Raw genomic sequence first — 9,866 nt, 5'->3', positions numbered from 1 at the left:
CTTCCATCAAGCGCCCACACTTATCGGCTGTTAATTTTTAAAGAGCATTCTGCGAGGAACTTCGTGTTTCCCGGCAGCGCTGCGTTTTCAGCAGCAGAGAAGCGAGATTATGAACCGTGTTTCGCAGCTCGTCAACAACTTTTTAACATCAGCGTTGCGACTGCGGGGCTCAACTCCCGGGCCAGTTGTACGCGCCAGACTGCCGCACACCACCAACCCTGCTTCCCTCTTCCGCGCCGCGTTTCCGTTAGCGCGAAAGAGGCGCGATTGTAGGCAGCTCGCAGCATTCATGCAAGGGGTTTGAAGCAACTTTTTTACAAAAGCTGCAATTCGGCCAGCCGGCCGTGCCGCGGCACGAGACCGCTTACGGCGCAAAGAACGGACTAGAATGTGAGGTTCTTCGCCTCTTTCTATATACGTCTTTAATATGCGCCAGCGAATCGCCAAACGCCTCCCCCCCGATGCCGACAAACTAGTCGGTTTGTCGCTTGCGCTCTTCGCCTCGGGCAGTCGCATCGAGGATCGCTTCTGGGAAGCGAAGCTCGACGCGCTGCTCGCCAAGATTGTCCGCAACGGCAACCAGACTACACTCGACGCAGCGCTCGACCATCTGCAGCAGAATCATCCCGACGCTTATGGCGCGCTCGCCGACATGGCCGAGACGCACAGCGAGTCGATGGTGGTCGAGCACGACGGCCAACCGTTCGATGCGCTGCTGGTCGCCGTCCCGGTTCTCGCATGGACGCGCTACATGATTCCGTCGGGCCCGCTCAAGGGTGACGTTGCCGACGCGCTGCGAACCCACCTGCAGGCGCACGTCCTTGCGAACGGCACCCTCGTCGGGCTTGCACCGTTCCTCTACAGCATCGACCAGCTGCCGCGACACCACGTCGAGACCTACCGGCTCGCCCAGCAGCTCGCGCATGCGGCGATCAGCCAGCATCCGCCCAAGCTCAGCTTCGGCGACCTGCCCGAAACCTCGCCGATCCTGGCCGACCCGCGCTTCCTGCTCGCCGTCGTCGCTGCCCCCGCCGGCGCACCGCTGTTCCGCTGGCAGGAAGAAGAAAGCGGCAGCCGGATCGAACGCGGCCAGTGCCTCGAACAATGGACGGCCCAGGGCGGCCCGAACCTGTCGATCGCCCTGCCCGGCTGCGAGTTCGAATGCCTACTTCCGGACGCGTACTATTCCGCTTGCCGCGATGCGGACGAACGTGTGCGTCCGCACACGGTGAAAACTGCCATTCGTTATCTTTTCGACACACTTGGTACAGCACCGCAAGAGCTGCGCGCGGTGGTCGCCGGCTTCGGTGAACGCCGTATCGACGAGTACCGTGTCGGCTTCACGCGGCGTGCCAGCAACGACGTAATCTACGGCGTCGTATGGCCGCTCTACGGCCGCGAAAACGGTGACATGTCGATCGACAGCACAACGCTCGAAGGTGAAGTACCGATCGAAGGACCGGTCGAGGAAATCGTGAGCCTGCTGAAGGAATGCGGTGTAACCGACGTCCGGCGGCACGCGGGCCGCTTCGAACCAGAATATTGCGATGACTGCGGCGTGCCGCTCTACGCAGATCCGCTCGGTGAAATCGTCCACGCGGAAATGCCGGAAGACGCGTCACCCGCCCAGCCGCACTTTCACTGACCCGCAGCACAGCAGGCCCTGACGGCCTGCCCGCCCGAAGCCGCTCACGGTTCCCGCCGGAGCGGCTTTTTACTTGTCTGCCATCCCGCCGCCCGAAATTTCATACTTTTCCTAAGCCTTTCAGCCAAGCAGACATCATGTAAGGTCTTTGTCATCATTAGACCCAAGGCATGCCAGACGGCAGATCAATGGCTCACATTACGGAGGTTGAATATGCGGTTCCTGATGCTCAATTCAGACGCCGAGCGGCGTGACGGACTGAAGGCCCTGTTGCGACAGATCGACCGTCACGCCGGCATCAACGATGCGCCCGACAGTTTCCAGGCGCGCAGGCTGCTGCGCAACCAGCGATTCGACCTCGTCGCGATCGACTGGCTCGACGTCGGCCGACTCAGCGACCTCCAGGCGCTTTGCAGCGCGTGCTCGCCGGCACCCGTCGCCGTCCTGGTCGACGAAACATCGCCGGAAGCCATCCAGCGCTTCTTCAACTATGGAGTCGCCGGCGTGATCCCGCATTCCACGCGGCCGCACCTGATCGCGCGTGCGCTCGAGATCGTGCTGCTGGGCGGACACTACATTCCGCCGATCGCGCTCCGTCTACTGCCGTCTACTGCTGCGGCGCGCTACGACGCCCATTTCCAGACACTCGCCGGATCGCTTCCCCGCCGGCCGCTGAGCGGCCTCTTGTCACCGCGGCAAGCGCAGATCATGCGCTTCGTCCACATGGGCAGCACCAACAAGATGATCGCCCGCACACTCGGCATCAGCGAAGGCACCGTCAAGATCCACCTCGCCAGCATCTTCCAGCAGCTCGGCGCCGCCAACCGCGCCGCCGCGGTCGCGATCTACAACGGCTGGCTGTCGCCCCACCTCGAGGTGCTTCTGGCGAACCGCAGTCGCACGCGCAAGCCGCCCATCGGTGAACACGGCCCGGTTCCGCTGCGTACACAACGGAATGACCGCCCGTACCCGTTGCCGTCCTCGATCGACAGCGCGCAGGACCTGCCGATCGCCGCCGAGCCGTCGGCGCGGTTCCGGCGCGAACGCTAGCCAAACAGTCTCGATATTGCGACGGTCGGTGTGTCCGGATTCCCACCTTTGATGCTCAACGAGTAATATGGACGCATGGGTTTTCTCTTCACACCGCTTCCGCTCTGGGTTGGCATCGGTGGCTGGATCGCCGCCGTGGCCCTGCTCGCGCTCGCGATCTGGAATCGTCCCTTCGTGCGCCTGCAGGACGCCACGCTCCAGCACGTGTGGCTCGCGCTCGTCACCGCCATCGCGGTCCTCTGGGCCTCGAATGCGTGGCTCGAAGATGGCATCGTCATGCATCTGCTTGGCGCGACGCTGCTCGTCACACTGTTCGACTGGACACTCGCACTGATCGCGATGGGCGCCATCACGGCGGTCGCCGCGATCATCTTCGACGCGCCCTGGCAGGGCATTGGCCTGACCTATCTGATCTACGGCGCGCTGCCGGTCGCCGTGTCGGCATTGCTGCAGCGCGCCGCACTCGCATGGTTGCCGCACAATCTCGCGTCGTTCATTACCGGCCAGGGATTCCTGTCGCCGGCCATCGCGATCGTCGCGGTCGCCGCTGCTGCGGCCGGGGTCCAGTTCGCGCTCGCGGACGGCGTGCCCGTCGTGATTCCCGCCGGCTATCTGCTGAACACTGCGCTGCTCGCACTCGGCGAAGCGTGGTTCACCGGCATGGCGACGGCACTCATCGCCGTCTATCGCCCCGCATGGGTCACGACGTTCGACGTCCGGCGCTATCGTCTCGGCGGCCCGCGCGCCTGAATTGCCCCTCTGGCGGCGGCACCGTCATCGCGTGCCGGCAGCCCCTCGCGCAGTACGGCAGAATGCTACATCTACTGCCGCACAACTTTTTTACGCTAAGATTGAACTCCGGTTCTTCATCGGGCATCTATACGTGCCCGATGCCTCATTTGCTCCTCACCAATAACCAGATGGACAGCTCTCCTGCGTCGCTCCGGATTTTCCGGGCGCTCGGCAAGCTGGCAGCCTGTATTGCGGGCCTGTCGCTTGCGCTTCCGACACCGGCATTCGCCGATCTGCTCGACCAGCGCTCCGAACTGATCAACAAATTCGTCAACGAAATGCATGCCGATCCGCTCGCCGCCGATTGTGCAGCGCACGGCAGCTTCATTGCCAGTACGTCGTCTGCCTTCGACCGCGTCGACTTCGCGCCGAACGCATTTGACAGCGGCAACGCGACGATCACACCATGGAACGACTCGTTCGACCAGGGCAAGCAGCGCGTGAAGGTCGACAATATCGTCACGGTCGACGGCCTCGGCATCCACAGCGACGGCAGCGACCCGACGCCGCTGAAATTCCGATGCGGCTATGTCGGTCAGCAAATGCTCGCGTTCAGCTGGAACGACCCGGTTCCGCCGCTTAAGCCGCGCGTCGAGCGCTCCTCGTCCTCGACGAAGAAATTCAAGGGCAAGACGCACCGAGGCAAGGGCAAGGCAAAGGCATCGAGCCGCACCGGCAGCAAGAAGGCCGTTGCAACGAAAAAGTCGAGCGGCCAGAAGAAGGTCGTGAAGAAGAAAACCGCGAAGAAGTCCTGATACGGCGAAGCGTCATCGACAGAAGCAAAAAAGCCGGGGCATCCTGAGATGCCCCGGCTTTTTTTCTCATGTCGCGACGCTACGCTTACGCGAACGTGTCGACGTGCACCAGGATCGCCGCCAGCATCGCCGCGCCAAGCGCCGCGCTGCGCTCGCCGTTCCAGCCGACTCGTTCGTCGGGCAGGTTGGCGTTGTCCTTGAACGGCATCTCGAGCGTCAGCGACAGGCAGCCGAACTGATGGCCGATGTACTTCGACGCGAGCTTGAGCGCGTCCTCCTTGTACTTGCTCGCGGCATAGCCGTGCTCAGTCTGGAAGTCGGGGCTCGCGACCTTGAACGCCTCGATGAACGCGGTCTGCTCCTTACCCTGCTGCTCGGTAAAGCTCGGCAGCATCTCCGACCCTGCAACGAACACGTACGGCAGATCCTCGTCGCCGTGAATGTCGAAGAACATGTCGCAGCCGATCGCGTGGATTGCATCGCGCACGGCCAGCACCTCGGGACTGCGCTCGGCATCGGGCGCCATCCACTCGCGGTTCAGGTTCGCGCCTGCCGCGTTGGTGCGCAGGTTGCCATGCACACTGCCGTCCGGATTCATGTTCGGGACGATATGGAACGTCGCACGATCGTACAGCTTGCGCGCGACCGGATCGCCGGCCCAGTCGCCCCATCCGGCCAGCCGCTTGACGAGGCCTTCGACGAACCATTCGGCCATCGACTCACCGGGATGCTGGCGCGCGATGATCCACACCTTCTTCTTCGGCGTGCCGTCGGTTTCCGGCGTACCGAGCGTCAGCAGCGACATCGGACGGCCCTCGACCGTGCGACCGAGTTCAACGATGCTCGCCTGCGGCAACTGCTGGACCGCGCCGAGAAATGCCGCGTGACGCTCTTCCGAGTACGGTTCGAAATACGCGTAATAGATGCTGTCGAATTCCGGCGTATGGTCGATGGTCATCGTCTTGCCGTCGAACGTCGTCGGCACGCGGAACCAGTCGACCCGGTCATAGCTCGCCACCGCGCTGTAATTGCGCCAGCCCGACGGATACGCGCATTCGGCAGCATTCTCGAACGTCATCACGCAGCGCTCGCCGCGTGCGCCGGTCAAGCGGTAGTAAAACCATTGCGCGAATTCCGAGCGGGTGTCGCCGCGCACGCGCAGCCGAATCGCATCGGGACTGTCGCACGACACGACGTCGATTGCGCCTGCGTCGAAATTGCTGGTGATCGAAAGGGCCATCTGTCTCTCCTTGGACGACCGGAACAGGCGGTGTAGCGCTTGCCCGGCCTCATGCATGCGCCGGCCGTCTCGTGAACGGCCGGCAGGGTCACTCGCCGACTCGCCGGCGATATACGTAAGTCGAATCATTCGACGCAGCCGCATCGAACGCATAGCCTTCCGTCGCGAAATCCTTCAGCGCCTTCGGGTCGGCAATACGGTTCTCGACGATAAAACGCGCCATCAGGCCGCGCGCACGCTTCGCATGGAAGCTGATGATCTTGTAGCGGCCGCCCTTCCAGTCCTCGAAAACCGGCGTGATGACGGGCGCGGCCAGGAGTTTCGGCTTGACCGACTTGAAGTATTCGGTCGATGCGCAGTTGACCAGCACGCGCGCCGCGCCGTTGCGCGTTTCGAGCTGTTCGTTCAGCGCCTGCGTGATGCGGTCGCCCCAGAACGCGTACAGATCCTTGCCGCGCGCGTTCGCGAAGCGCGTACCCATCTCGAGCCGGTACGGCTGCAGCAGGTCGAGCGGACGCAACAGCCCATACAGGCCCGACAGCACGCGCACGTGCTGCTGCGCATAGTCGAGATCGGCGGGTGACAGCGATTTGGCGTCGAATCCTTCATATACGTCGCCATTGAACGCGAGCACGGCCTGTTTCGCGTTGGCCGGTGTAAAGATCGGCGACCAGTCGGCGTAACGCTGGAAATTCAGGCGTGCGAGCGGATCGGAGATATCCATCAGCGTCGCGATGTCCTGCGGCGACAGCTTGCGCAGGCCGTCGATCAGCTCCGACGCGTCGTCGACGAATGCAGGCTTCGTGTAAGACTGGACGTGCGCGGGCGTATCGTAGTCGAGGGATTTGGCTGGAGAGAGAACGATTATCATAGAGGCTCGCTGGCACGCCGTGCCTTGCGGTCAGACGAAAACCACCGATTGTAACGAATGACCCGCTCTCTCGCCCCGCATGCCGCACATCGCGTCGTGCTCGACTCGAACGTCTGGATCGACATCCTCGTATTCGACGACCCTGCCACGCGCCCGATCCGTGCCGCGCTCGAACGCGGCACGCTTGCCGCCGTGATCGACGGCCGCTGCCTGACCGAACTCGAGTATGTACTCGATTATCCCCAGTTCCAGGCGCGCGCTGTCGACAAGGCGGCTGCGCTCGCGACCGTCGCCCGCCTGGCGAGCCTCGTGGAGCCGCCGGCCGTCGATGCCGACGCGCCGCCGCTGCCGAAGTGCAAGGACCGCGACGACCAGAAGTTTCTCGAACTCGCCCGCGCCGCCCAGGCCGATTGGCTCGTGTCCAAAGACCGCGCGCTGCTGAAGCTCGCGAAGCGCACTGCACGCGACTTCGGCTTCAGGATCGCGCAGCCTGCGCCCTTTGCCGAGGCTTGCGCGCTCGACACCACGCCGGCCTGACGCACGCACCACCACCCGATTTCGACCGTATCGATGAACGCTCCTTCAGACATGCCAACGACTCCCGTTTTCCCCTCGCGCCTGCCGAACGTCGGCACGACGATCTTCACGGTCATGAGCGCGCTTGCCGCAGAAAAAGGCGCGGTGAACCTCGGCCAGGGCTTTCCGGATTTCGACTGCGATCCGCGCATCGTCGATGCGGTTGCCGGCGCGATGCGCAACGGGCACAACCAGTATCCGCCGATGGCCGGTGTCGCGCCGCTGCGCGACGCGATCGCAGACAAGATCGCGCAGGTCTATGGCCGGCGTTACGATCCGGCGACCGAGATCACCGTCACGGCCGGCGCGACGCAGGCACTGCTGACGGCGATCCTGTGCACGGTGCATCCCGGTGATGAAGTGATCGTCGTCGAACCGACCTACGACAGCTACCTGCCGTCGATCGAACTCGCGGGCGGCAAGCCCGTGTTCGTCACGCTGGAGGCGCCCGACTACGCAATCCCGTTCGACCGTCTGGCGGCCGCGATTACGCCGAAAACACGCATGATCCTGATCAACACGCCGCATAACCCGACGGGTACCGTGTGGCGCGAGGCGGACATGCGCAAGCTCGAAGAGATCGTGCGTGGCACCAACGTGCTGATCCTGTCCGACGAGGTCTACGAGCACATGGTCTATGACGGCGCGCGCCACGAGAGCGTCGCACGCTATCCGGAACTCGCCGCGCGCAGCTTCATCGTGTCGAGCTTCGGCAAGACCTATCACGTCACGGGCTGGAAAGTCGGCTATGTCGCGGCGCCTGCGGCACTGACCGCGGAATTCCGCAAGGTCCACCAGTTCAACGTATTCACGGTGAATACGCCAATGCAGATCGGGCTCGCCGACTACCTGCGCGACCCGGCGCCGTACCTGACGCTTGCCGACTTCTACCAGAAGAAGCGCGACTTTTTCCGGGCCGGCCTCGAACGCACGCGCTTCAAGCTGCTGCCCTGCACGGGCACGTACTTTCAGTGCGTCGATTATTCGGCGATCAGCGACCTGCCGGAAGCGGAATTCTCGAAGTGGCTCACGTCGGAGATCGGCGTGGCCGCCATTCCGGTGTCGGCGTTCTATCACGAGCCGCACGAATCGGGCGTCGTCCGATTCTGCTTCGCGAAGCAGGAAAGCACGCTCGCGGCCGCGCTCGAACGGCTCGCCCGCCTGTAAGACCCGCACGGGCGGTCGCACGCCGCCCTGCGGGAACCGCGCTTACGAACGCGCGACGCTCGTCGCGTCGATATACGCCTTGCGCTCGGCCGCCACGCGCTGCGCCGCAGGCCGCTCGCCCACCTTCTTCGCATGCGCTTTCCAGTCGATGCCTGCATCGAGCAGGAAATCGCGTCCGAATATGGCTTTCGTCGCCATGCCGATGACCGGCAGATGGACCCAGGCGGCGATGTCGGCGAGTCCGAACGACTCGCCGAGCACATACGGCGAAAACTGCGTCATCTGCCTGAACGAATCGATCGCGCGCGGCAGGCGCTTCTCGACGTGCGCCTTCGTCCCGTCGCTGACCTTGCCGCCGAAAAACGCTTCGGTGTAGACCTCGCGCGCCACCCATTCGAGATACAGCTCGAGCGTCTCGATCAGTTCGCGCACCTTCGCACCTGCAAACGGGCTTGCCGGAAAGATGCCTTTCTCGGGATAGCGCGCGGCCAGGTACTCGATGATCACCTGCGACTCGAACAGCGCGCCTTCTTCGGTCTTCAGAAATGGAATCTTGCCGAGCGGCGAATCGGCGAGTTGCGCCGGATCGGTGATCGGCAATCCGCATACCGACTCCTCGAACGGAATGTCGTGCTCGAGCAGGACGAACTTCACCTTGTTGTAGTAGTTGGACAACGGAATACCGCACAGCTGTAGCATCAGGGTCTCCTTCCTTGCTGAAGCGCGGCCGTATCGATGCCGGCCGCTTCGGGATTCATCGCGCTGAAAAGCACGTTCGTGCTAGTCTAAAGCAAGTTTTGCGTTCGTCACGGCAACAATATTTCTGCTACTGCATCGGCCGCATCAGCGTACGCTATGCGCCCGCTGCCGCAGCCCGCCATCCGATGGAGACACGCTCGCATGAGTGCTGAACTGCTGGCCTCGCGTCCGCCCGAGAGCGAATCGACGCTCGTCCTCACGCTATCCAATCCCGGCGCACGCAATGCGCTGCATCCCGACATGTACGCAGCCGGCATCGAAGCGCTCGCCACCGCCGAACGCGATCCCGGGATTCGCGCGGTCGTGCTCACCGGCGCCGATCGCTTCTTCTGCGCGGGCGGCAACCTGAACCGGCTGCTCGACAACCGCTCGAAGGATCCGTCCTATCAGGCCGACAGCATCGATCAGCTCGCCGCATGGGTGACGGCGATCCACGCTTCGACGAAGCCGGTGATCGCAGCGGTCGAAGGCGCCGCGGCCGGCGCGGGCTTCTCGCTCGCGCTCGCGTGCGACCTGATCGTTGCCGCGCACGATGCGAAGTTCGTGATGTCGTACGCGCGCGTCGGCCTGACGCCCGACGGGGGCGGTTCGTGGTTTATCGCGCGCGCACTGCCGCGTGCGATCGCGGCCGAGATTCTGTTCGAAGGCAAGCCCGTCGCAGCCGAACGTCTGCACACGCTTGGCGTCGTCAACCGGCTCGCCGCGCCCGGCGCGGCACTGGCCGATGCGCTGTCATGGGCCGATGCGCTCGCCGGCATCTCGCCGAATGCACTCACGCGCATCAAGTCACTGCTCGACGACGCAACGTCGCAACCGCTCGACGCGCATCTCGCGACGGAGCGCGATCATTTCGTCGCATCGCTGCATCATGCGGACGGGCTCGAAGGCATCACCGCATTTCTCGAGAAACGCCCGCCCCGCTACAAGCGCTGAACCGTCGCGCCCGCTTTCGAATTGACACGTCGCCACCGCATCGACCCGATGCGGCACGGCCGCGCCTCCATCTCGACG

At 63.7% G+C, this 9,866-nt stretch carries 10 protein-coding genes; 7 read left to right on the top strand and 3 right to left on the bottom strand.

What is annotated here, in order from left to right:
• The first annotated feature begins 427 nt into the window (after window positions 1-427).
• The 4 genes from LGN17_RS23970 to LGN17_RS23955 all read left to right on the top strand — a co-directional run bounded on the left by LGN17_RS23970 (window position 428) and on the right by LGN17_RS23955 (window position 4,242).
• Window positions 428-1,645: a DUF2863 family protein gene (locus LGN17_RS23970; protein WP_175951157.1), complete on the top strand. Its 1,218-nt coding sequence runs from the start codon at window positions 428-430 to the stop codon at window positions 1,643-1,645.
• Between the two features lie 213 nt (window positions 1,646-1,858).
• A complete protein-coding gene (locus LGN17_RS23965; protein ID WP_226198866.1) occupies window positions 1,859-2,695 on the top strand; it encodes a response regulator transcription factor in 837 nt (278 codons plus the stop codon).
• A 75-nt stretch (window positions 2,696-2,770) separates the two neighbouring features.
• The gene (locus LGN17_RS23960) at window positions 2,771-3,445 is read left to right on the top strand and encodes an energy-coupling factor ABC transporter permease (RefSeq protein WP_226198865.1); all 675 of its coding nucleotides are present in this window, start codon (window positions 2,771-2,773) and stop codon (window positions 3,443-3,445) included.
• A gap of 140 nt (window positions 3,446-3,585) precedes the next feature.
• Window positions 3,586-4,242, top strand: a complete 657-nt coding sequence (locus LGN17_RS23955) for a BspC domain-containing protein (protein WP_226198875.1) — start codon at window positions 3,586-3,588, stop codon at window positions 4,240-4,242.
• 85 nt (window positions 4,243-4,327) lie between these two features.
• Here the strand turns inward: LGN17_RS23955 and LGN17_RS23950 are convergent, their stop codons facing one another.
• Window positions 4,328-5,482 carry a M14-type cytosolic carboxypeptidase gene (locus LGN17_RS23950; RefSeq protein WP_226198864.1) on the bottom strand — a complete coding sequence of 385 codons (1,155 nt, stop codon included), beginning with the start codon at window positions 5,480-5,482 and terminating at the stop codon, window positions 4,328-4,330.
• A gap of 88 nt (window positions 5,483-5,570) precedes the next feature.
• Window positions 5,571-6,353 carry a peroxide stress protein YaaA gene (gene yaaA / locus LGN17_RS23945; RefSeq protein WP_226198863.1) on the bottom strand — a complete coding sequence of 261 codons (783 nt, stop codon included), beginning with the start codon at window positions 6,351-6,353 and terminating at the stop codon, window positions 5,571-5,573.
• A gap of 57 nt (window positions 6,354-6,410) precedes the next feature.
• On the opposite strand from yaaA, the gene LGN17_RS23940 reads away from it, so the two are divergent.
• Both LGN17_RS23940 and LGN17_RS23935 read left to right on the top strand, forming a co-directional pair.
• Window positions 6,411-6,890, top strand: coding sequence for a putative toxin-antitoxin system toxin component, PIN family (locus LGN17_RS23940; RefSeq protein WP_226198862.1), 480 nt, complete (start codon window positions 6,411-6,413; stop codon window positions 6,888-6,890).
• A 33-nt stretch (window positions 6,891-6,923) separates the two neighbouring features.
• Window positions 6,924-8,096, top strand: coding sequence for a pyridoxal phosphate-dependent aminotransferase (locus LGN17_RS23935; protein ID WP_085042074.1), 1,173 nt, complete (start codon window positions 6,924-6,926; stop codon window positions 8,094-8,096).
• A gap of 42 nt (window positions 8,097-8,138) precedes the next feature.
• Here LGN17_RS23935 and LGN17_RS23930 read toward each other — a convergent pair whose 3' ends face one another.
• Complete coding sequence (locus LGN17_RS23930; RefSeq protein WP_226198861.1) at window positions 8,139-8,795, bottom strand: glutathione S-transferase; 657 nt, start codon at window positions 8,793-8,795, stop codon at window positions 8,139-8,141.
• Window positions 8,796-8,996: 201 nt separating this feature from the next.
• On the opposite strand from LGN17_RS23930, the gene LGN17_RS23925 reads away from it, so the two are divergent.
• Window positions 8,997-9,788, top strand: coding sequence for an oxepin-CoA hydrolase, alternative type (locus LGN17_RS23925; protein WP_226198860.1), 792 nt, complete (start codon window positions 8,997-8,999; stop codon window positions 9,786-9,788).
• Window positions 9,789-9,866 lie beyond the last annotated feature (78 nt).

Origin of the sequence: Burkholderia sp. AU30280, assembly GCF_020420125.1 — a bacterium.
Taxonomy (GTDB): Bacteria; Pseudomonadota; Gammaproteobacteria; order Burkholderiales; family Burkholderiaceae; genus Burkholderia.
This window is presented reverse-complemented; position numbering and strand designations above follow the sequence as displayed.